The sequence below is a fragment of the Cohnella endophytica genome, assembly GCF_003628305.1.
GTDB classification, from domain to species: Bacteria; Bacillota; Bacilli; order Paenibacillales; family Paenibacillaceae; genus Cohnella; species Cohnella endophytica.
In genome coordinates this window covers 298,213-321,368 of the sequence record NZ_RBZM01000003.1, presented here as the reverse complement: position 1 = coordinate 321,368, position 23,156 = coordinate 298,213, and the positions used below count along the sequence as shown (strand labels likewise).

At 45.7% G+C, this 23,156-nt stretch carries 16 protein-coding genes; 1 reads left to right on the top strand and 15 read right to left on the bottom strand.

From position 1 onward, the window contains the following. The first annotated feature begins 263 nt into the window (after positions 1-263). Positions 264-590 (top strand): hypothetical protein, encoded by a 327-nt coding sequence (locus D7Z26_RS06660; RefSeq protein WP_120975273.1) that lies wholly within the window; start codon positions 264-266, stop codon positions 588-590. A gap of 564 nt (positions 591-1,154) precedes the next feature. Here the strand turns inward: D7Z26_RS06660 and D7Z26_RS27170 are convergent. From D7Z26_RS27170 to D7Z26_RS06575, 15 genes are all read right to left on the bottom strand, one after another. Then, positions 1,155-1,499 (bottom strand): hypothetical protein, encoded by a 345-nt coding sequence (locus D7Z26_RS27170; protein ID WP_147423836.1) that lies wholly within the window; start codon positions 1,497-1,499, stop codon positions 1,155-1,157. Positions 1,500-2,767: 1,268 nt separating this feature from the next. Beyond that, positions 2,768-3,493 carry an ATP-binding cassette domain-containing protein gene (locus D7Z26_RS06645; RefSeq protein WP_120975271.1) on the bottom strand — a complete coding sequence of 242 codons (726 nt, stop codon included), beginning with the start codon at positions 3,491-3,493 and terminating at the stop codon, positions 2,768-2,770. After that, complete coding sequence (cntE, locus tag D7Z26_RS06640) at positions 3,490-4,713, bottom strand: staphylopine family metallophore export MFS transporter CntE (RefSeq protein WP_120975270.1); 1,224 nt, start codon at positions 4,711-4,713, stop codon at positions 3,490-3,492. The genes D7Z26_RS06645 and cntE overlap by 4 nt, the downstream gene beginning before the upstream one ends. Further along, the gene (locus D7Z26_RS06635; protein ID WP_120975269.1) at positions 4,667-5,512 is read right to left on the bottom strand and encodes an ABC transporter ATP-binding protein; all 846 of its coding nucleotides are present in this window, start codon (positions 5,510-5,512) and stop codon (positions 4,667-4,669) included. Before D7Z26_RS06635 ends, cntE begins: the two co-directional genes overlap by 47 nt. A gap of 34 nt (positions 5,513-5,546) precedes the next feature. Then, positions 5,547-6,362, bottom strand: a complete 816-nt coding sequence (locus D7Z26_RS06630; RefSeq protein ID WP_407643490.1) for an ABC transporter permease — start codon at positions 6,360-6,362, stop codon at positions 5,547-5,549. Positions 6,363-6,413: 51 nt separating this feature from the next. Beyond that, a complete protein-coding gene (gene nikB, locus D7Z26_RS06625) occupies positions 6,414-7,367 on the bottom strand; it encodes a nickel ABC transporter permease (protein WP_233566676.1) in 954 nt (317 codons plus the stop codon). A gap of 15 nt (positions 7,368-7,382) precedes the next feature. Continuing rightward, positions 7,383-9,047, bottom strand: a complete 1,665-nt coding sequence (gene nikA, locus D7Z26_RS06620) for a nickel ABC transporter substrate-binding protein (RefSeq protein WP_120975267.1) — start codon at positions 9,045-9,047, stop codon at positions 7,383-7,385. A 755-nt stretch (positions 9,048-9,802) separates the two neighbouring features. Next, the gene (locus tag D7Z26_RS06610; RefSeq protein ID WP_120975265.1) at positions 9,803-10,624 is read right to left on the bottom strand and encodes a carbohydrate ABC transporter permease; all 822 of its coding nucleotides are present in this window, start codon (positions 10,622-10,624) and stop codon (positions 9,803-9,805) included. Next, positions 10,624-11,490 (bottom strand): carbohydrate ABC transporter permease, encoded by an 867-nt coding sequence (locus tag D7Z26_RS06605; RefSeq protein WP_120975264.1) that lies wholly within the window; start codon positions 11,488-11,490, stop codon positions 10,624-10,626. The genes D7Z26_RS06610 and D7Z26_RS06605 overlap by 1 nt, the downstream gene beginning before the upstream one ends. A gap of 69 nt (positions 11,491-11,559) precedes the next feature. Continuing rightward, positions 11,560-12,897 carry an extracellular solute-binding protein gene (locus tag D7Z26_RS06600; protein ID WP_120975263.1) on the bottom strand — a complete coding sequence of 446 codons (1,338 nt, stop codon included), beginning with the start codon at positions 12,895-12,897 and terminating at the stop codon, positions 11,560-11,562. Between the two features lie 129 nt (positions 12,898-13,026). Next, positions 13,027-14,613 (bottom strand): response regulator transcription factor, encoded by a 1,587-nt coding sequence (locus D7Z26_RS06595; protein ID WP_120975262.1) that lies wholly within the window; start codon positions 14,611-14,613, stop codon positions 13,027-13,029. Further along, positions 14,591-16,363: a sensor histidine kinase gene (locus tag D7Z26_RS06590; RefSeq protein WP_158602228.1), complete on the bottom strand. Its 1,773-nt coding sequence runs from the start codon at positions 16,361-16,363 to the stop codon at positions 14,591-14,593. The genes D7Z26_RS06595 and D7Z26_RS06590 overlap by 23 nt, the downstream gene beginning before the upstream one ends. Positions 16,364-16,613: 250 nt before the next feature. Then, entirely contained in the window at positions 16,614-19,316 is a 2,703-nt protein-coding gene (locus tag D7Z26_RS06585) for an RICIN domain-containing protein (protein WP_199731671.1), read from the bottom strand. A 294-nt stretch (positions 19,317-19,610) separates the two neighbouring features. After that, a complete protein-coding gene (locus D7Z26_RS06580) occupies positions 19,611-20,042 on the bottom strand; it encodes an RbsD/FucU family protein (RefSeq protein WP_120975294.1) in 432 nt (143 codons plus the stop codon). A 228-nt stretch (positions 20,043-20,270) separates the two neighbouring features. Beyond that, positions 20,271-22,994 (bottom strand): glycosyl hydrolase family 95 catalytic domain-containing protein, encoded by a 2,724-nt coding sequence (locus D7Z26_RS06575; RefSeq protein ID WP_120975260.1) that lies wholly within the window; start codon positions 22,992-22,994, stop codon positions 20,271-20,273. Positions 22,995-23,156 lie beyond the last annotated feature (162 nt).

Genomic DNA, 23,156 nt, shown 5'->3' with positions numbered 1-23,156 from the left:
CCCCCCCCCCCCCCCCCCCCCCCCCCCCCCCCCCCCCCCCCCCCCCCCCCCCGCCCCCCCCCCCCCCCCCCCCCCCCCCCCACAAATACAGGACGTACTGCACCTGTAGTAGGTTTTGAGCGAAAACCCTTATTGTACTACGAATTTAGGCGTATCTTATGATTTACAAAGATCGATTTGACGCCGACCAAATAATAGCTTATCTTAGACTTCGTAAGTTTCCTTAATTTGTTATAAAAAATCATTTTGTGGAGGTTTTTTAAATGAGAACAAAACAATGGGACTGTGATCCTTATCGGGTCGTTTTAATCGAGCAGACGCAAGACCTATGTGAACTTCTCGTAATTGGCCCACTTCATGGCGAATCGCATCCAAACAGTATTTCGCAATTCCACGACACGTTTGATTCCTCGATTAAACGATCCGAGAAGTTTGTAAGGAACGTAGCGGATGCCATAAAGATGGGTTTTTCGATTATGGATCGTTATTTCCGGCATGAGGATGGTAGGGAAATTCATGTCTCAAATGCCCTTGACACCGATCGATCGCAAGATAACTTTATATCGTTATTGGGAAATAGCGGGGCTTAAACCTCGCTTTTTTGACGATATAAAAGACGCCTCACGGGCGTCTTTGGTTAATCCCATTCGATCACCTCGAATGGATCGAGGATCGGTTTGTACGATTTGGAAGAATTATCGATCGACATCACATATTGCTTCCAGTCACGATCGGCGAAAAGGATGCCATCTTGCCTATCACAAGGGAAGTCGACATTATTAATCTATTTACCTTTATTAAAATAATTTTTTACACCATCATAAATAATAATCAAACCAATAACTATTACGTTTGTTCTTACAATGAACTCAGCAATCAAGAGACCTCCTTAGACATGAGTAGTATCATATTTAGATCATGTAACAATGTTAGACGAAAGCATGATTAATATACCTAATATAATGCTTGAGATAAAAACTACTGTACCATTAATTTTGGACACTTATTCTTACATCACCATTCGTCATATTAAAAATACTTGATTTATGTTTTCTTGGTTATCGAGCCTTCTCCCCCCTGTCTATGATGCTGTAAATCAATAAGTTAACCAAGAAAGATCAAACAAGTTGATCTTTCTTGGTTAACAGTTCTAATTAGTTCCAGTAGAAATCATCTGCAATATAGAGAGTAGCATTAAAGTTTGAGGAACTTGATACGCTGAAAGTCATGGTGAAAAATCCACCAACTGTAATTCCTCCAGTACCAGTACCAGTACCAGTACCAGTAACTGTAATCGTACCGTTATTGTAGAATTCTCCATTTACAATGTAATGAATTTTAGCTCCATGTTCTAAATTAGTATAAATAGTACCAAAGAACCACTTTGATTTCCCGTTAGCAACTCTATTCATACTTGTATCAAGGACTTTTAGAATTCCATTAAAATTTCCACTCTCGCTTGTTTCGCAATAGAATGGTCGGGATCGCCCAATCGGCATTGATGACCATGGCCGCCATACCAGTTACTAGCTGCTAAAGCGACAGATCATACATACCGGATAAAAGGTCTCTGTTAAAATTTAATTAGGCTTTGTTTCAGATTGTTTGTAAACGTCAAATAGCCCCCTTCATCGATACATTCGATATAAAGTGGGGCTATTAGGCGCTTATGTCTCAAGTGAATCATAACAGTCAACTTTGCAACCCAGACGAGCAAGAACTATCGCCACATTACTTTCGGCTCCGCCGAAGGATTGAAATAACGTACCTTCTCTTCCCAAACCTCGATTACCATTAGAATAGAAGAGTCCCATCGATTCTCCGAAAGTAACCATGTCAAGATTATAAGCCTGATGCACGGCCTTACTGACTCGCTACAATAATAAGTAGGCTGCTCATAGTTAGACGATTGCTCTAATGACTTTAGATTCGGGCCGAAGCCATATTTCGAACTGCTCGAACATGCCTTCAAAAGAGGACCTGTGTGTAATGTATTGGCTGATGTCTATCTTATAGATAGTTTACAAATACATCCAACTCGTGGTTAAAATCAGTGCGAGTTGCGTTTCGGCTACCATCGTTATAGAAGTCTGGGTCACTAAAGGTAATTTAACTCTTTACGAGCCAGAGCACAGATTTCACCATACGTAAGTACCCAAGCTACGCGGGGGCTTGGCCACTCCCGCGACTGGACTTCTAACGGCTAGAAGATTCGTGCTTTGCTGGGTACGCGCACATCAAAAAGAGCTGGAGTATTTTCTTCTGCTCTACTGCAAAATGACTCTTTATAACTTATTCAACGTGATATTGTCAAGCTCAGCAACCCCATTGAACCCTTAACCAATCTATTAACATTATGGCCAGCTGTCAGATTTACATTAACATTTACTGTTATGAATTGTCCCCATCCCGCATATGCCGGGTACTTAACTGCTGAACAAGCCCCGCCATTATAGAAAAGGTAATGCGTTGCATTTGCACCTGTACCTTTAGTATACAGAATCGTCATGGTATACGTTTTCGTTGTTGGAACCTTTATGTAAAAGTCGATGTAGCGGTCGCTGTAATTGATTGTTCCGACGAATTTACCAATGGACGTGCTAGTAGATATATTGATGATCACATGGTTGTCTCCACCGTATACAGCTTCATTAACGTTGGTCGTTGGAACAATACGTCGCAAAGTGATTGGTAAATCCCATAGTAGGTTCATAATCTTCGTAAGCATATTACCGCGTGTTTCTCTTCGTTCTCCAGCCTGAATTTATTACGTGAACGGATCGAAGGATTCCCGAACTTCAAGCGTTCCTCGGTCGAGAATGGCGACACGGTCGGCGAAATATTGCACGGCCGATATATCGTGCGAAATAAATAAATACGCCGTGCCTATCTTTTCTTTTAACTCTTTCAAATGATCGAGAATTTGCTTCTGAATGATCATATCCATACTACTTACCGGTTCGTCGAGCACGATCAACTTTGGTTTCAACGCGATAGCGCGCGCAATGTTAACACGCTGAAGCTGTCCCCCGCTCATCTGCTTCGGGCGTTTCGTCATATCGTCCGCCCCGAGGCCGACCAGCTCGAGCAATTCCGCAACCGCGCTTCGCTCTTCTTTCGAGGACTTCCTTTCATAGTTGCGCAGCGGTTCCGCGACGATATCTTGAACCGTCATGCGAGGATTCATTGCGGAATAGCTGTCCTGAAAGACGACCTGAATGTCGCGGCGCCATTGCTTGCGCTCGCTTCTGCCCGATCGGTACAAGTCGATCCCCCTGAACGTGAGCGTTCCGCTGTCCGGCGGCAATAACCCGAGGACGATTCGGCCTAGCGTGCTTTTGCCGGCCCCGCTTTCCCCCAGTATGCCGAGACAAGATCCCTCCTCTAACGTAAATGAGATTTCTCGTACCCCCTTTCCCTCCGGCGTCTGTTTCCTGAACCATCCGGTGGCGGAATACGTTTTCGTAATCTCGTCCGCGATTAATAGACTCATGCGACGACCGCCTTTTCTCCTCGATAAACGAACGTAACGATTAACGCGGCAACGCCGATGCCTGCGCCCGTCGCCAGCATGGTAGGGTAGGAGAACGCATCCGCCAGCCATCCCATCAAGAACGCGCCCAATGATGTGCCGAAGTCTGCCGCAGCGATAAACCAACCGATAGAATATCCCCGCGAACGCTCCGGAACGATAAAAGTAATGTATGTGATCAATGTCGGATACAACAAGGAAAGCGCCAAACCGTTACATACGGCGGATGCTAGCAAGACCGGAGTGGATAACGACAGGAACAGTAGCGTCGGCGACAACACGAAGCAGGCGATCAGTGCGATGAGCAGTTTTCTCGGGAATGTCGCAGATGACGGAATTCGTTTGCGTCCGAAGAAACGAATAAAGATCAATACGGCGGTTTCGGTGAGAAAATAAAGCGGGGCCGTGTTCATTCCCCGGCTGTCCAAGTATAACGGCAAAAACGTCGGCGCGATGCTGAAAACGATAGAGGCCATCAACATGACGAGCGAAGGGAAAACGATTTTTGGGGTCGAAACGTTCGAAGATCCGACTGTATGTCTGTCTTCGTCGCGATTCTGTTCGCCGCTCGTCTGCCCTGCTCTAGCGCCGAGGGTCCGAAACAACCCCGATCCGAACGCGATATTGCATAAGCCGATACCCGCGAAGATCAACAACAATTGCGTCATCGTCACTTGATCCTTCAAATATAGAACGAGCGCAGGCACGAACGTGTACGGAACCATCGACGCCAGAGAAAGCAGCGACAATCCTTGCCCTCTCGCTTTGTCCGATATCAGATCGATAATCAACATGTGCACCGTCATGGAGAAGAAGGCTAGAATGGCGCCTTGTAACGCCCTCATAACCGCGAACGCCCAGAGATTCTCAATGGAATACGCCGCCAATACGATCGCATTCAATAATAGCGCGGCCATGAAAATATTGCGCGAACCGAATCTGTCGACGATCGCGCCGGCGACCGGCCGCAGGAACATCGAGACGAACATATAGGCCCCCATGATAATGCCGATCCGCGATTGACTAGCACCTAGCGACTGCGATAGAAAAGGCAAAGCGATAATCAACATATGGTTGGTTCCATAAAATAACAAAGCGACGATATAGAGCCATAGAGCTCTCTTATTGAACGGATTATCTAAGTTGAACGGCTTCAACGCGTTCTCTACCCCTGTCCTCATGGCTGCTGCCCGCCATTAATCTGGCATCCAGGAGCAGCTTAGTGTATTCGTGCGCGGGATTTTTCAATACGTCGGCGGTCGATCCGTTCTCGACGATCTTGCCTTGCTTCATGACGATTACGGAGTCGGCGACCGCTTCGATCACGCCGATATCATGCGATACGAGCAACACGGCCGTCTCGCCGTCGGCTTTGATTCGTCGGAAAGCGTTCAGCACGTGATCCCGGTTTCCGCTGTCCAATGCCGTCGTCGGTTCATCCGCGATGAGTAAGGCGGGCTTATTAGATAAAGCTAAGCCGATCATCGACCGTTGAAGCATGCCCCCGCTTAGCTCGTAAGGATATTGGCGAAGCACGCGCTCGGGCTCGGGCAGGTTCATTTCCGCCAGACATGCCATCGAGCGCTCCAAGGCTTGCTTTCGAGAGTAGCTTCCGTGAAGTTTGAGAGTTTCGATGAATTGCCGGCCGATCGTCAAAAGCGGATTAAACGCCGTCATCGGATTCTGAAGCACCAAGGAGATTTTTTCGCGCCGAACGTGGTTACGTTCTCGGGGGGATAAGTCGGTTAGCTCCTGGCCTTTTAACCGAATCCTGCCGCGAGTCACATAGGCCGAGTCGGGAAGCAACCCGAGAATGGACATGCAGGTCATCGATTTGCCGCAGCCGCTTTCGCCGACGATTCCGAGTACTTGACCTTTACCGATGTTGAACGAAAGGTCTTGCACGGCCTGCACGACGCCACGTTCGGAAGCGACTGCAATCTGCAACTCTTGAACATCGAGTACCGATTGATCGATCATCCTATCATCCTCCTGGAAATGTTTCATCCGCCTATTACGTCGATTTCGATTTTCTTCGCAATGGACTTCCGAATCCTTTATTTTCGCCAAACGCGTCGCTGACGAGATTTAATAGCGCGACCATGACAAATATCATCGCGCCCGGAGCGATCATGAGCCGCGGATGGCTGCGAATGAACGATTTCCCTTCGTTGATCATTGCCCCCCACTCCGCCGTCGGCGCCTGAATGCCAAGTCCGATAAACGATAAAGCGGAGATGTCCATAATGACCCATCCGATCTCCAACGTTACGACAACAAGAAGCGGCGGGAGCATATTCGGCACGATATGCCGCATCAAAATCCGAACCGGATTCGTACCGCAAACCCGTGCCGCCGTCACGTATGTTTGTTGTTTCAAATTGATAACCAACCCCCGCACGAACCTCGCGTAGTAGACGGTCTGTACGATTACTAGCGCGATCGCCATTTGCTTCCATCCCGCCCCCCATACGGCAATGAGGCTAATTGCGAGGATTAAGGACGGGAATGCCAGAACAGCGTCGCAAACCCGCATGACCGCATGATCGATCCATCCCCCGGAATAACCGGAAAGGCACCCGATCAGTAGTCCCGACAATAGACAAGCAACTACGATCAGAAGAGCAAGTCCGAGCGACACTCGCGTTCCATATAGCAATCGGGAGAACAAACATCGTCCCAATTGATCCGTACCTAAGGGGTAATCCCATGACGGACTCTCGAGTTTGTGGGAGAAATCGACGAAACTCGGATCGTGCGGCGCCAAATACGGAGCGAAGATGCCGCAGACGACGACCGCTAGAAGCACTGATAACGATAGGTACAGCATCCAGCGCCTTCGGACAAGCAAATTGGCGAAAGCCTTATGTCGGTCTTTCATTTATTTGCCCCCCTTCTCTTCGAAGCGTGTCAATCGCGGATCGATCCAAGCTTGGATCAAATCCGCCGCCAAATTTCCCAATACGAAGACGAAAGCCATGACGAAAATATAGCTTTGGATGACCGGATAATCGCGATGGAATACCGATTCGAGAAAAAAACCGCCCATGCCTGGCATACCGAAGATCTGTTCTACGATAACCGTTCCCGTGAACAGCTTCCCTAAATTCATTCCCGCAGCGGTCACGACGGGGCGAACGGCATGACGAAGTACATGTTTGGTCAAGATCGCATAAGTGCCCAATCCTCTCGCACGCGCATACAGCACGAATGGTTCTTCAAGACCTTCAAGCAAGCCGGCACGAAGTAGTCGGGAATAGGTCGCGATCAAGGAAAAAGCGAGCGTAAACGACGGCAACACGTAATAACGCCAAGATTCCGCTCCTTGCAACGGAAACCAATCCATTTTAACGGACAAAAAGTAAATGAGCATATAGGCTAGCCAGAACTGAGGTAAGGATGCACCGAGAAAAGCAAGAAACCGACATATATGATCGATCGGCCGGTTTTTCCCCAATGCCGAGACGATGCCCAGCGGAACGCTGACCGCAATGGCTAGCAATAAACTGACAAGCGCAAGTGCAGCCGTTATCGGAAGACGGTTCATGAATTCGCTGCCGACGGATAGCTTGCTAAAGAAAGACGTACCGAAGTCGAATCGACATAGTTGCCAAAGCCAATTCGCATATTGCGTCCAAAAAGGCACGTCGAGTCCCAATTGAGAGCGAATCGCTTGAATCGCCTCTTCCGTCGGTCGTATATTCGAAACCGACAAATAGGCTTTCGCGGGATCGACCGGAGTTAACCTCAAAAGTAAAAAAGATACGAACGAGGCCCCCAATAAAACGGGGACCATCGTCAGTATTCTTTTCCATACGTAGCTATAAAGTTTCATTCCATATAAACACCTTTATTTTTGGATGTCTAACGTATCGAACGGTGTTTCGTCCCGATGAGCCGGAAATTTCAAGCCTGTAACATATTTCGGATAAACGGCGATGCTCGTCAGATAAGAGATTGGCAAGTACACGGCTTGCTCGTGTAACGTCTTGAAGATCGACGTATACAACTTTTGTCGTTCCGTTTCATCTGTCGTCAGCAGAACGTCTTTCATTTGTTGATGCAATTCTTTTGCCATAGACAAACCTTGCTGCGACTCGTAAATGCCATAACCCGGTTCGTAGTTAGTCGATACGAAATTGTGTGGGTCGTAAGGAGCGCCGTACGTGCTCCAGAACAGAAGATCGGAATCCGCGGCTTCCATACGTTTGTTGCGAAGTTGTCTTTCCAATCCGGTCAGCTTCAGATCGATGCCGATTTGCTTCAGATCCGATTGGATTGCCGTAGCCATTGGTTTCTCGACTTCGTCGTCACCCATGTATACCAATTCGATTTGCAGCTGTTTACCGTCTTTCTCGCGAAACGTTTTACCGTCGGGCAGCATCCATCCCGCTTGATCCAGAAGTGATTTCGCGGTTTCTACGTTGTAATCGTAAGCTTTTAAGCCTACGTTCGCGTAAGGGAAGTTGCTGGCGATGATCGTATCGGCCAATTTTTCCACACCGTTTGTGACGCCGTCAACTAGGGCTTGTTTATTGACAGCATGCTGCAGGGCTAAGCGGACGTTTTGATCAGCGAAAGGTCCTTTCGTCGTGTTCACGATCAATGCGCGGCTCGCGAGTGCGTCGGACACGGACGTTTCGAACTTGCCGGAATCTCTCAGGTTCACGAATGCGTCCAGGCTGATCGTACCTTCTCCGTAAATCAGGTCAATATCGCCTTTCTCGAGAGCAAGTACTCTGGCTTCCGGATCGGGAATGACCTTCACGACGAGTTTGTTGATTTTCGGTTTCGTACCCCAGTAGTTGTCATTGCGGGTAAAGACGGCTACTTCGTCTTTTTTGTATTCGCTCAGCACCCACTGCCCCGTCGTGATCGGGCTTTTGATCGTTTCTGCCGTATTGCCGTCGTCCGGGAACCCGGCCGCGCCGAGGAAGCGAAGCGGACGGACGACCGCAAATTCTTGTAGCGCCGGATAATATTGATTCTTCAGCGTTATTTTGAACGTATTCGCGTCTACGACTTCCGTCTTGTCGATCTGCGCGATAACACCTAACCAAGAATGCATGTCGCGATTAGCCAAGATCGTATCGAAGTTCTTCTGAACGACGTTGGCGTCGAACACCGAACCGTCGGTGAATTTGACGTCCTGCCGAAGATGAAACGTGTACGTTTTGCCGTCTTCCGAGATGTCCCAAGACTCCGCGAGCTTAGGCACGAGCTTACCGCCTTCGCCGTAATCGATCAACGGTTCATAGTACATGCCTTGGGCAAAAAATTCGTTCGGCGTATATTGATGCGGATTTAGCGGTCCAATGTCCTTCGGCCACGAAATCGTTAACGTCTTATCCTCTGCCGCAGCGTTCGTCGACGAAGCGGATCCCGCTGTCGAAGCCGGTCCGGAGGATTCCGGTGAAGCCGCATTGTTATTATTCGATTGGCATCCCGCCAATACGAGGGAGAAAATTAAAGTAAACAATACGATTGCTTTCAAACTTTTCCAATTCCGATACACTTTCAACAAACCCCCTGATGTAAATGAGAATGATTTTCATAATCAATTATGAGTATCATAACTGATCCGTGAACTCTCGACAACCCTTTTGGGCAAATTTGCAAGATCGACTAGCAGAAAATAATTAATAAATAGAAAAGCCCGCGATACGCGGGCTTTTCTATGTAAATAACGCTTAATAATGAGCTTATTTCATTTTCTCGAGCGTTGCGATATTCTCTAGCATCCCATGTAACGTTGCGATCGGCGAGAAACCGAACGTAAACCAGTCCTCGATTCCCCGGATAATTTTCAGGCAACATCTCGAGCGAAAGGTGAGTCGGCATGTTGGTGAGAGGCTTAAAACCCAATTCGTTATAAAAGAACGAAGCGCAGTTATTCGCTCCACCCATCAGCAAGATTTGTTTGCCTTGCACTCGCAAATACATGATTGTTCGATCTCCGGCGATCTTCTGTACTTTCCCTTTGCCTTCGGTGATTTGGCTTTAGTAATCGACAACGATTTTTGCCGCTTGAACTTGCTTGCTCACTAAGTCCAAAAAATTCAAGTAAGCAAAGTTTACACAAAAGATTTGGCAGACCCGAAGACCAGGCCTAATTCTCGGTCTGATCTTCACGTCATGCAATTTGTAAGTTTATTTAACCTCCGCTGGATACGCCTCGGCTTTCTTAATTTCTGATGGAGGAGTTTCAGGAGTTTTTAGCAATTCAACCGTAAACGACTTGTTATATGATTTGCATATATACAAACTTTTTCAACCCTTCAAAGCCCCAGCAGTAAGTCCGCTAACGAACTGCTTCTGAGCGAAGAGATAAGCCACTACTACAGGGAATGTCCCGAAGAACACAAAAGCAAACATTTGCCCCCAGTTCGTGGAGTGCGGCCCGATTGCGGTATAGATGCCGAGAGTGATCGTATGCACTTGCCCAATCAACAGCGGCGTTAGGAAGTCGTTCCACATCGATAAACCGATGAAGATGGCCGTTGTCGTCGTACAAGGCTTCAGTAAGGGGAAAATAATTTGCCAGAACGTCCGAAATTGCCCCGCGCCATCAATCGCTGCCGACTCCTCTAACTCTCTAGGGGCTGTCTTCATGAAACCATGATACATGAAGAAGGCAAACGGAATATTGCCGGAGATGAATACCAGAATCAATCCGTGAAGTGTTCCGATCAGATGAAAGTCACGAAAGATAATTACTAACGGGATATACACAATGGCGTATGGAACCATGATACCCATGATGAAGTAGACATGCAGAATGCCAGATAGCTTCCCCGAAGACCTAGAGGTATAGAACGCAGCCATAGCCGTAAAGAGCAATGTCAAAAGAGTTGCAGAAACCGCAATGATTAACGTATTTAGGTACATCTTGTATAAATGGACATTCGGGTTGTTCAGGACATAAGTCAAGTTATCTAAGTTCAGACTCGAAGGTATTGCAAAAGGATTTAAGGTAATTTGATCGGTCGTCTTAAATATATTGACGATGGATAGGTAGAGCGGAATCGCATAGAGAACGACCGATACTAATAGAATCATTCGAATGAAGAAAGTACTTCTCCCTGCCCGCATTAGCTTTCCACCTCGAATCTTCGAGTAATAGAGAGGTGCGCAATGGATACGAGAACAACAGCAACGAACAGCACGAGAGCAATCGCAGAAGAATACCCTAATAAATTGTAACCGAAGGCTTGAGAGATAATGTGGTAGGCGATCGTCTCCGTCCCTGAACCAGGACCTCCATCGGTTATCACCTTAACGAGATCGAACTGTTTCATCTCGTTGATAACACTCATCAGCACGCTGATTGAAATACCTGGGACAATCATGGGCAAAGTTACGTGACGAAACTTATTCCGCGCGTTTCCTCCGTCAATCGTACAAGCTTCGTATAATTCCGCAGGAACCGTCTGCAAGGCGGCTAAATAGATGACCATGTTGAAGCCGACCGTCTTCCAAATTTCTATAATAGAGATGCTCCAGATCGCGTGATTCGCATTTCCGATGAAGTCGGTTTGCCAAGTTTCTAGTCCAACGACTCCAAGTAAATAGTTAATGACGCCTGTATACGAAATAATTGAACTCCAGATGAAGGATACGGCCACAGTGCTGAAGACGAACGGCACGAAGAACACCGATCTGAACACATTTGTCAGCTTTCCGCTTTTATTCAATAAGAGAGCAAAGATAAGGCCTAGCGCATTGGATCCAAGAGTCACGACGAGGACCAGACGGAGCGTAACCCATATTGAATGAAGGAACTTCTCATCCTTCCACAGGTCAATAAAGTTTGCGATTCCCACATAGTGAATGGGGTTGGCTGCGTAGCCTGTCCATGACGTGAAGCTCAGCATGAACGCCAACAGGATCGGAACGATCAGTAATGCCGAGTAGATAATAAACGCAGGTAACGCGAATAGGATTGATCTTTTCCCCATGCTCTCCCAGTCCCTTTATACAGAAAATCCCAGCTTTTGAACTGGGATTTTCATGTTTTTTTTATAGTCTTAATTTCCAGCTGTCGCTGCCGATAGCTTCTTGTATTGATCATCCCACGTATCTAGCTCTTTTGAGATAGGTGCTCCAGCAAGAATAGATTGAAGAGACTTCTGCGTGAAATCTTCCATTCCAGTAGGGAGCGCGTTATCACCCGGCAACTTCGTAATCTCGTCGACAAGCTTCAAACCTTTTAGGCTGTCGACGAATTGGGTTTGAACAGGTCCCATCTCATAAGTAACGGGCTCTTTGGTCGAGGACAAGAGGCCGTCTGCTTTGATATAAGACAGATAAACGTCCTTATTATCAACTAGGAAGTACTTCAGGAATTTAAAGGCTGCATCTTTATTTTTGGACGAGTTAGACACTGCCATATAGTTAAAGGCTGCCGAATAGCTCGTGATTCCGTCCTTCGTCGGTTGTTGGAACACTCCGAAGTCAGTCAGGTTGCCTTTGTCTAGCGAAGGAGCTACCCATGACCCATCCATCATCATAGCAGCTCTACCCTTTTGAAATTCGGCGGAAGCTTGCGAATAGCTATAAGATAACGAGCCTTTGTCGAAATACCCGTTCTTGTACAAATCCTGCCACTTTTGCAAGGCATCCGTAATGACCGGATTGTTCCACTTCGCCGCGCCACTCTTCAGATCGGCATTGAAGTTCGCGTTCCAAACTTCAACTTCCGGATTGACGACGTTCACCCAATAACCAAAGGAAGTCGCCCATACATCGCTTGCACCCGCAGTAATAAGTGGAGTGATGCCTTTCGCTTTAAGCTTCTCGCACGCCGCCAAGAATTCGTCCCAAGTCTTCGGAACATCGGTAATTCCTGCATCGGCGAACATTTTCTTATTGTAATACGTAGCTGAGCGTAATTGTTTACTAGCGGGTACAAGTACCTTCTGATTGTTAAAAACAGGTACGGACCCATCCTCGAAGTTAGCTAATAGATCATCGGGTACTGGTGCCAAGACATCTTTGATTTTGGCTAATTCGGCCGGATCAAGCATTATGTCTGGAAGACTGCCAGCTGCAAGCAGGGTCTTGAGGAATTGCGGTCGGCTGTCGCCGGTCATGAGTACTTTTTCTACTTGAATATCCGGGTATTCCTTCTCAAATGAGTCGATGATGCTCTGCCAGAGTGCATCAGTGAAGTTGTCCGTCTCGAATATCGCCCATTTTATTTTAACCGGATCTGCTTTCGGAGCTTCCGATGCAGCTGACGTCGCAGGAGAAGAGGATACAGCTTCCGGGCTTGCCGAAGAATTTTTGTTAGAGTTCGAACCGCAACCTGCCAATATCGTAAATGCAACCAAAGAACACGCCATGACGCTTAACCATTTTTTCAACTGATGATCCTCCCTATTAAATCCTGTGTATGATCGATAAGAAACCACCGGCGGCTTACTATCTGTATTTAGTGTAATTCAGGAGGAATACGCTCTCAACTGCACGAATTATACAACCGACACCAATGTTTATACTTGTCTGAAATCTCCCGGACTCCGTCCGGTATACTTCTTAAACACGGTGTAGAAATAATTGCTGTTCATTAAGCCGATGAGCTCCGATATCTCGTTGATCTTAAGCGTAGTCGTCGTCAAGTAACTCTTCGCCTTGTCCATTCGGAGTTTCAATAAGTAATCGGAGAAAAACTCACCAGTCTCTTCCTTGAAGGTCCGGCCTAAATACGCCGAGTTCACGTTCAAGGTGACGGCTAGAGTCTTCAACGATATTTCAGTGGAATAATAATTGACCTTGACGTGCGCTATCGCATCGGCAACAATTTTACTGAATTGACGGTGCATCGAATTTTGGATTTGATCCATGGCTTCGCTTGCGAAATGACCGACTTCGTCAAGCAACTCTTTGAGATTAATGGCGGAATGAAGCTTCTGAGTAAATTCGTTAATATCGATAATGTGCGAGGCATCAGGGATATATTCTCTCGTGACATTCAATAAAGATATGACAATCTCAATTAATATATCCTTGATTTGACCCGGAGTTAGCATTCCTTCACTTTGAACACCATTGAACAACTCGGTTATGTAGGCTATATACTCCGATTTATTCCTCATTCGGACCCAATCTTCCAGTTGTGATAATTTCAACAATTCACTACTCGATTTCGCCGACTGCAGACCAAGCGTCTCAGAATGGAACGCCGTCCGGTTCAAGCCTAATGCCAGCTTGAAGTCTAAGCATTCAATCGCTTGTTGATAGGACAATCCCAACTCCCGGTGGGATGTGACTTCGGAGCCCACGGCTGAGAAGCACGATGTGCGAATAATCTTTGAGATCTGACTCATGCATTCCGCAAGAATGCCATGGATCTCGTTCTGATTCTGATATAGACTCAGTTGTTGTCTGAACAGGATCACGATGAGATCGGATGGATCAATAAATACGATGCCGCTTGACCTCTCCCTTACGATCTCTTCGCAAATATTGAAAGAAGCGAATCTCATCCAGCGGAAATCGGGGTTGGAACCGGCAGTCTTCGTTCGGGAATCGAATCCCAGCTCGATGACCGCCGCTTGGAGAATATCGAAATTAAGATCGATACCTAAGAAATCTGCCTTTTCCCCATATTCCTTAATGCTGATATCGTTACTGACAATTCGGTTTAACGTATTATTTCGAAGGACCTGCAAGCCCTCTCTTTCGTTCAACAGCGAGTGTCGCTTGCTTTCTAGGCTGATTATGATTTCTTTAACGGAGTTGGATAACTCTTCCTTGTCCACAGGCTTCAGCAGATAGTTCTCCGCACCGAACCTCATCGCTTCCTTCACATAATTGAAATCATCGAAACCGCTCAAGATAATGACTCTGATCACGTTCTGCTCCCTATGAAGAAGCTTCATGAGCTCCAGACCGTCCATTGTCGGCATCCTAATGTCGGTAATGACGATATGCGGTTTATATGTTTGAATGAACTCCAGCGCTTCTTTGCCATTGGATGCAACACCAATGATCTGTGCATTGTACTCTTCCCAATCTATTAAAAAAGATAGCCCTTCACGAATGGCTTCTTCATCGTCAACGATGAGTATTTTGTACATGAGATTGCATCTCCCTCGTCGTCATGGCTGGAAATCTGAGTTGTATAGTCGTTCCGAAACCTTCGACGCTATCAATGAACAAGCCATAAGCTTTGCCAAAAATAAGTCTTATTCTGCTATTCACGTTGGCTATGCCAATATGCGTATCTTCGTCAAAGATTAAACCTGCCATTTGCTTTTGCGTCCTTGCTAAGGTGGAACTATCGAACCCGGATCCATTATCTTGAATGGTGATGATGACATTAGCGTCATGCCTTGTTCCTTTGATCAGAATGCTTAATTTTTCTGCACCGTCTCCAATGGCATGAACGAATACATTTTCTATCAGAGGCTGCAGAAGTAGCTTGGGGATTCCTAAACGCATTACCTCTTGTGCTATATTAATATCCACATTCAATCTATCCTTGAAGCGCATTTTCTGAAGCTCTAGATAGGTCGTAATGTAATAGACCTCCTGCTCCATCTCGACGACCTTGTTGCTCGTCTTCACACTCCAACGGAACAGATTACCCAACTGAGATATCATTTCGGCAATATTCGGATTGTGCTCCTTCAGTGCTTGCATACGAATACTCTCAAGTGTGTTGTATAGGAAATGAGGATTAACCTGTGCTTGCAATGCATTGATCTCAGCACTCTTCTGCTCGATCTCTGCAGAATAAACGCGCTCGATATAATCGCTCAGCTTCTGGCTCATATCGTTGAATTCAACGGCGAGCTTCCCGATCTCATCCTCAGACCGAAGATGGACTCGCGATGTGAAATTACCCTCCTTGATTCGCTTCATATATTTCACTAATAAATTAATTCGATTGGAATACACATAGGCGATGAAAGATAAGAGCACGAGCGTTGTTGCGAGCGATGCGAGCAATACCCAAAACACCTCCCAAATGCTCCTCTTTCCATACTCCCAGAGCAAATCCTTCGGAATATAGTTGGTTACGCTAAGTGGCGTGGAGCCTACCTCCATCCGGTGATAGATATAACGTTTGCCTAAGAGCTTGACCTCGTTCGGCTGCTTGGACATAAGTTTTACTGCTGTAGAAAGATTAATGCCATTGTCTAACGTAAAATTATTGTTCGAGCTGAACAACACGTTCCCTTCATCGTTAGAAATGACGAAATCCCCTTTTACGCTACTCTCGTATTCCATATAGGAATTGTAAAATTTGTGCAGCGACACGTTAATAATATAAGCCCCTACTGATTGTTTTTTTTCGATATGGGCCGGATCATAGATGTTGCCGACGAAAGAGACTACGTCGTCGCTTCCTTTATGAATGTAACGGGAGGGGTTGTCCCTGATTGCTTTAATGAATATCTTATTGTCCCTAACATCCTCAATCGTCGGATCTTCAAGGAATGGATAGCTGGCCACCGCAGTTCTTCCTTGCTTAGGTAAGCCAGTATCATAGAATACCGTGCTATCGTTAGTCACGACGATAAAGTCAGTGATATTCTCATCATAGCTACAAATCGTACTTAGGTAGTCCTTAATTCTGCGAATGTTATTGTCGTTGGAGTAGAGCTTATCTTGTAAATTCCCAGTTACCGCAAGAACTTCCCCCACTCCGCCCGGGTAATTCATCTGGAAGACGATTTTGAATATCTTATCGTACTCGTCGGCCGTATAGCTTTGCAATTTCTTAAGCGCTTCGCCTTCGAACTTGATTTCCTTGTCCTGAAGTACTTTGGACATGTTGTTGATAATGAGATAACCCGACACCGATATCGTTAGGGTAATCATGATCGTGTTGAACAGAATCAGTTTAAGGAACAAACTTCGTTTGAAAGGCTTCAAAAGACTTCTGATGATCATAGCTGCCACTCCGTCCTTTTTGGATCATATACTGACATCATTCGACTTTTCCTCGGTTGAAACCTTCTGACCAATCACTTCTATTATTATAGATTTCTCTTCAATTTCTGTAGATCTGTATGACGTGGGAAAGGGAGACTGCCCGGATAACCGGTAAGTCTCCCACTTGATTACTGAATTAATTTATCGTCCAATTTTGATTGCTCTGGTTGAAATAACCCCATTGATCAACGACTCCACCGTTCGTTGTGGAGTTTGCATAAACGTCCATTGCTTGGTTGGATTTAAAGCTCCTTATGACATACTGCCCGCTTGAATTATAATCGAAATACCAAAGTTGATTGTTATTCCCATTATACGTATATTGAGAAAGCTGAACTCCTCTATTATAAGAGCCGTTCGGGACCTCCAGAGCTTTGCCGCTGTTCCGATTCACGATTTTATATAGATTGCCGCTGACGCTCTGGATTTGCCATTGCTGATTATTACCTCCATTTGATGCCCATTGGTCTGCGATTCCTCCATCGGAAGTTGAATTGTTATAAATATCGAGAACCAATCCGCTGTTCTGATTAGTTATTTTGTAATAAGTCGCTGGATTGAATCCGGGCAGGGCAAGAGGTTGAGCAATTGACCCTCCGGCTCCAATTACGCTGAATTCGGTAATATAGAAATATTGTCCGTCCGTCTTCGCCACTCGAATGTATCTGAATGGAGTTCGATTGGTAACATCACCTGTTAGCGTAGAGCCGTAAGTTAACGCCGTGTTATCTTGTCTGCCAATAACGGTATAGGTTGCGAAGGAAGCATCGTTAGAGGCTCGGATCTCGAAATTGTTGCGAGTTCCTGGTTGATCCAAGCCTTGTCTTGTCGTCAACGAGAACTGACTAAGCTTATAAGCTTGACCCAGATCGACCTGCCACCAGGCTGCAGTATCGGTCGCAAGCGGTGACCAACCCGTTGCCGTGTTATTATCCAATGCGTTTGTTGCGAGATCGCTGATTCCATACACGGAAGACGAAGTGACAGTCTTGCCGAAAGCCAAATTGAGCTTCGTTCGTAAGCCCAAGTACGCCGACTCTAGTCCCGCTGCTCCGATTACGGTAGCACCGGTTGTAAGATTGTTAGTTAAGGTCATGCTCGAACCGTTGGCGTTCTGCTGTATGAAATTGTTTGTGTTCGCGAGGACGTTATTGGAAAGAGTCATGTTGTTGGAGCCTTCATCGGTATATATCCCCGCAACGGCAGAACCGCATGAATATGGCGTTCGGATAATATCATGAATATAATTTCCATTGAATACGGTTCCCGGATCGTTGGAAAGGTGATAGATTCCTCCCGTGTCACACAGCTCGTTCACCGCATTATGAATGTTGTTGTAGCTGACTTGATTGCTGCCCAAGGCATTAGCAGCGCTCGTCCAACCCCAGCCCAAGCTTATGCCCGCCCAAGGAACGTCCGAGATATCGTTGTGATTAATTATCGTACTCTTGACGAAGCCCGCGTTGATACCGGCCGTCCCGTAATAATCCTGACCTACCTGATTAATGTAATTGTCGTTCACCGTAATCCCCGAATTGACTTCCAACGCGCTCTCTCCAGCGGGGGTCGTTGGCGGATTATAAACGGTGTGGTATTCCACCGTCGGATCAGAGAATTTACCGACCATAATTCCATTGCCTGAAATGTCCGTAATTAGATTTCCAAGAACGGAGCTGTTGTGAACGGCATGATGTAGATCAAGAGCTGTGGAACCTATGTGATAGAACGTATTTGCTTGGAAAAGGAGATTGTCTGCATTGGCGGCGTACACCGCTGCCGGCGGTCTCGCGACGTATTGCTGATTGGATGCGTTTGCCGATAAATTGTAATTACCGCCTTGTGCATTCAGCATTCCGTTCGATGATGGGTACATCCAAGTCGTATACGCGAAGGTAATGCCCTGGAATTGTATATTTTTCAAAGGACTGCTGACCGATGTTCCTTGAATATTTAGCAACGTATCCAGCACCGGAGCCTTCACGTCAGACGTAGCCATCGACTCGCCGGTACGTGGCAAATAATAGACCGTTTGTGTCGCCGTATTGACGTAATATTCTCCCGGCTCTGTTAAGAACTCGTAAGCATTCTCGAAATAGAAAGGTGATCCCGCATTTAATATCGGATAGGGTCTGACGAAGAGAATGGCGGATTCCGTACTCCCGAAAGAAACGTTGGCATTGGTGCCGCTTACCGTATATGAAGAGAGTCGCAAATAGCTTTCGCCCCATTGTGATTCCAGCACCATCTCCACCTGACCGAAATTTGCCCAGTTGGTGATTTGGCTACTGTTAATCGTCAACTTTTGATTTGTCTTGTCAACTGCCTGCAGTTGATAATTCGAGCCTTTCTTCGGCATTCGAGCCCTATTCGCTCTCACTCCGTTCACGTAGAGTTGACGGAAGTTAAGAGCGCCGATCGATGCCTTGTATTGCCCATTGCCGACTGCAGTCCAACCTGTAATGCTCTGTCCTCCGCTCAGCAGCGGAACCTCATTATTGTAAGCTTGATAAATGACGTTATGATTGTTTGTTCCGGAATCAGCATTCGTGAAATTAATCGTACTTGTCAGATTGTACGTTCCCCCACGTAGGTTAACGATAATGTCATCCGTCATATTGGTGTTCACTGTTCGAACAACTGATTGAGCTTTGGTAATCGTCTTGAATGCGGTCGATGTCGATGTTCCCGCATTCGTATCGCTTCCGTTCACAGGATCTACGTAATACGTTGCCTGGGCCGCAAATGTAGGAGGAGCAGCAAAACCTAAAGAAGAGATAAATAAGAACAACATCGTCGTGAAACTAACTAACTTTTTTGACAAGCTAATCTTTCGCTTCATCACTACACACTCCTTTGATCTTTGATTTCATCTCTAATAGTACTGCTCAAAGTAAGCGCTAACAACTCTACTTACTGTACAAAATTATTCAATTATTGAAGTAAATTAAAGTCCCTAGAAAGCGTAAAAATCTAGATAACCGGACCTAGTTCTGACAAACGGTCAATTCGATAGCGGGTTGGGAATGTTACATAGTGATTATCAAGCATATTTAAACATCGTGTTAGTTCCTTATTAATTACGAAATGCCCCATCCTAGTTTGGACAGAGCATTTCATTAACTTAAATGATTTGTTATTGCTTTATAACACCTTTTTTCAATATCAGATTGGCATACAACGCGCCTTCGCCAGTCGCCACAATTGCGTATGCGCGCTTGGCGCGCTCGTAGAACGCAAATCGTTCGACTTCTTCAAAGGCATCGTTCAAGTGCGACCGTTTAGCTACAATTGTTCCGTACACATCCCAGATTGGCGTCTCGACGGTATCACCTGGAACAACCTGCATGAGCGCGACAGGCTTCACTACGTAAGGATCAAGCGGGAATACGGTTAAAACAGCCTCGAGCAGCTCGGGTAAGCCATGTCCATCGCATCTGATGACCCGTTCGCCATGACTAACGGCGGGAAAGTTACCGTCCGCTAGCACGATTTCGTCGCCATGCCCCATTTCCATTAACACTTTGACTAATTCGGGAGAGAGAATTTTGGGAATACCTATCAACATTGTCGTAACCCCCTTAGATTTTTGCGCGATACTTGCTTTCGCTGCCTTATATACATCGACTAATCTAAGCCGATACCCCATGGCAAAAGCTCCTACAGCGATCCAAGCCTTCATATACGCATGTTCGCTTAATTCTATTTTACTTTTTGCTTTTTAGAAAAAAATAGCTAAAAGTTGTAATTATATAACGGAAATAGGTATCTTGAAAAATAAAGCTATTCACGGATACTACACTAAATCAAACAAATCAAATACCATAGAAACATCTATACCCTCATGCAACGTCAATTGAATATGTGAGCCTATCTCATCTTGAAGCACCTTGGTTTCACTGCCATTGACCGTAACCTGAATCCATGGAGTTCCCAATCTTAATTTAATTGTATTGTCATTCGTACTTGAATTCAGTATTACACATACGGTTCCATTAGTTAGATCCCAGGTTAGCTCCTTCACCTTTACACGCGTTCTTGCCATTAGTCCGTTTATGTATCCCGATTTCCATTCAGTAGGCAGAGCTGGAAGAAACTCAATTTCACCGGTATTCGAGAATATTAAAGCTTCATTTATGGCTGCAACAGTTCCAAAGGATGTATCCGTACAGTAGGTGTGGCATCTTCTGTTCGTATCATGGTCTGTCATTAAGGATGCATAGTATCCAGCATTTGTCATCATGGGTAGTAACGCACTGAGAACACCGTCACCGTCTTTCAACCTTGCATTGACAAGAGCTTTGTGCATCCAACCATGCCCTGCTGTAGCATCCTCGGTATTGTATCTCTCTCTATTCTCTATCGCAATCCTTGTTGCCTCGAACAACTCCGGATTATTCTGTGTTTCGTATGCTGGCCAGGCTACATATAGATGACTTAAGTGACGATGATTATTATTTTCCATATATTCATTCATCGCCCATTCACGTAAAGCGCCATCTGTATCAAATTTATAATCAGGTAGCAGATTCAACAATGCTTCCCACTTGACGATCGCAGCTTCATATCCGAATCGTTTTACTGCTTTTTCCATTGCAATGACCATATACAGACCATCCCGAGCAGCTGCGATATCCATTGTGGCATTCGCAGTGATCGTGCTGCTATATCCAAGCGGACTATTCTCAGGAGAATAGGTCGGGATAATCATGTATTTCTCACCTGGTAACAACTCAGTTTTACCGCTTTCGTGACAAGCATTCCCATTTGTATCCGTGTAGTACTCCGGGGTGCATATTTGTTCCCAAAAGTTAGCCTGCTTCGTAAGAAGGGGTAGCAAGACATCCTTTTCCAGCTCCAAAAACCCTTTTCCAATGAGCTGTGCGAATTCCTCATCTGTCATGCCACCATCATTTACACTCAGAATCGGCTTCAGATTAGCTATCTTCATCTCCTCTTGAATCTGTATTTGTTGATTGCCTTGACACTGCCAGTATTCATAGATCGGCAGTAGACACCAGCTCGCTCCTGCATTCCAATATTCAAAAGGATAATCGTTATCATATTCCACATGCATCCCGCGATCGCCATCCGAGTTGACAGACACCTGTAAGGCATCATGCATCCCGTACGCCAATCGCGCATTGTATTCAAAATCTGGCGTGTTTCTTAAGAAAAAGTTGATATACCCAAGAGGCGCCTGAGTTAAATGCCCCGTATTCATCGCGGCAACCTGTAAATTGACGTTCGCATCTAGGGTGTATATACCTCGCCAGCCAGGATTCCATTCTCCGGTCCACATTCCATAAAGGCGAGGTGCGCTTGAGCCGCTACAGCAGATCATAGCATATCGGCCTTGATTATATACTTGCTCCATAAAAGCATGATTGACTTTCGTTGAGGCTGATTTCTGAACATTAATTAGCGTTTGATTATCCATGTATTTGAAATCTTCCGCACCTTTGATCTGAAATTTCACGGCATTGAATTCACTTGAGTGTTTTTGTTTGTGGAAATCGAGAGAAGCGACATAATTAAATTCGCCGTTCCCATCTTTATATTTTGCTTCAACAGCTTTAGTGTTTTGAAGCAGTTGTTCAACGATTGCATATTGTCCCACATCCGAGAACTCTTCTATTTCCCCCATATCAAATGTTCTATTGCATTGCGTGACTAAATAGACAGCATCTGCGTTCAGCACTTGAATTGCAGGATTCTGCTCTGTCCCCACATTCATCGGTTCATATGAATTTGCTAGCAAAACTTTTTTCTTGGTACCGTTCACCACGATGACCTTTGTTAGGCCGGCATATCCTCCTTGAGTCAACTCGCTACCCGGATAGGAAGGGTAATGAACGACCTGTGCGATATATTCTGCATCATTATCAACTAGCTTTTTATATTGAAGCGCCATCACCTCAGAGTTACCGTTGTGTGCTCCGCACATCCCCGAGATGTCATCTATTGAGAGGATCATGTTGATCTTCGTACCCTCGGTGGATTGAGAGATCTTTGTAATCGAAACATTATCTTCTCTGGAAGTAAAACTGGTTCGTATCCATTGTCCGTAATCATCCGTGTATCGTACACCGGTCTCCGCTGATTCGTGATTCGTCCATCTTACATATTCCGATATGCTCCCCATTTTCATTGCGTTCAATCTAAGTTGATGCCCAGGATGGTAGCTATAATAGAATGTTCTCATTCTGGTTGCACCGTTTGAATGAGTTATCTTCCATTGGTCATTCAGGTTAAAGACGTTTCGTCTTGCATCCTCAAGTTGCTCGGTTATTTCCTCTGGAATTGTTCTTGGTTCCTTTGAAGGGTAATTAAACCAAATATTCTGAAATATAAAACTGTCCTTATATGGGGAGCCTGAAGTAATATAACCGTTTTCCCCGTTACCGCTAATCATACCCTCTCGCCACTCAAATCCCGGATTAGAGGTTGGCACTTCCGTGTAGGAATTCGCGAAGTTTCCCTTCTCATATAATCGTCTATGAAATTGATCAATTTTCATTTTGTCATCCTCCTTTAATGATCACTCTTCATAAATCTGACCGCACATCTACCGCTACCTTAACCTTTCACCTATAATTATATCGATACACAGAGGATAATTTATCCCTTCATGACGACGAATCGCGTTAGTAAGATGTCGCATTTTCACAGAGGAGAACAG

Coding starts and splice junctions, on each gene's coding strand:
- D7Z26_RS06660 (WP_120975273.1), top strand. CDS start 264: ATGAGAACAAAACAATGGGACTGTGATCCTTATCGGGTCGTTTTAATC.
- D7Z26_RS27170 (WP_147423836.1), bottom strand. CDS start 1,499: ATGCCGATTGGGCGATCCCGACCATTCTATTGCGAAACAAGCGAGAGT.
- D7Z26_RS06645 (WP_120975271.1), bottom strand. CDS start 3,493: ATGAGTCTATTAATCGCGGACGAGATTACGAAAACGTATTCCGCCACC.
- cntE (WP_120975270.1), bottom strand. CDS start 4,713: ATGAGGACAGGGGTAGAGAACGCGTTGAAGCCGTTCAACTTAGATAAT.
- D7Z26_RS06635 (WP_120975269.1), bottom strand. CDS start 5,512: ATGATCGATCAATCGGTACTCGATGTTCAAGAGTTGCAGATTGCAGTC.
- D7Z26_RS06630 (WP_407643490.1), bottom strand. CDS start 6,362: ATGCTGTACCTATCGTTATCAGTGCTTCTAGCGGTCGTCGTCTGCGGC.
- nikB (WP_233566676.1), bottom strand. CDS start 7,367: ATGAAACTTTATAGCTACGTATGGAAAAGAATACTGACGATGGTCCCC.
- D7Z26_RS06610 (WP_120975265.1), bottom strand. CDS start 10,624: ATGCGGGCAGGGAGAAGTACTTTCTTCATTCGAATGATTCTATTAGTA.
- D7Z26_RS06605 (WP_120975264.1), bottom strand. CDS start 11,490: ATGGGGAAAAGATCAATCCTATTCGCGTTACCTGCGTTTATTATCTAC.
- D7Z26_RS06595 (WP_120975262.1), bottom strand. CDS start 14,613: ATGTACAAAATACTCATCGTTGACGATGAAGAAGCCATTCGTGAAGGG.
- D7Z26_RS06590 (WP_158602228.1), bottom strand. CDS start 16,363: ATGATTACCCTAACGATATCGGTGTCGGGTTATCTCATTATCAACAAC.
- D7Z26_RS06585 (WP_199731671.1), bottom strand. CDS start 19,316: ATGAAGCGAAAGATTAGCTTGTCAAAAAAGTTAGTTAGTTTCACGACG.
- D7Z26_RS06580 (WP_120975294.1), bottom strand. CDS start 20,042: ATGTTGATAGGTATTCCCAAAATTCTCTCTCCCGAATTAGTCAAAGTG.
- D7Z26_RS06575 (WP_120975260.1), bottom strand. CDS start 22,994: ATGAAAATTGATCAATTTCATAGACGATTATATGAGAAGGGAAACTTC.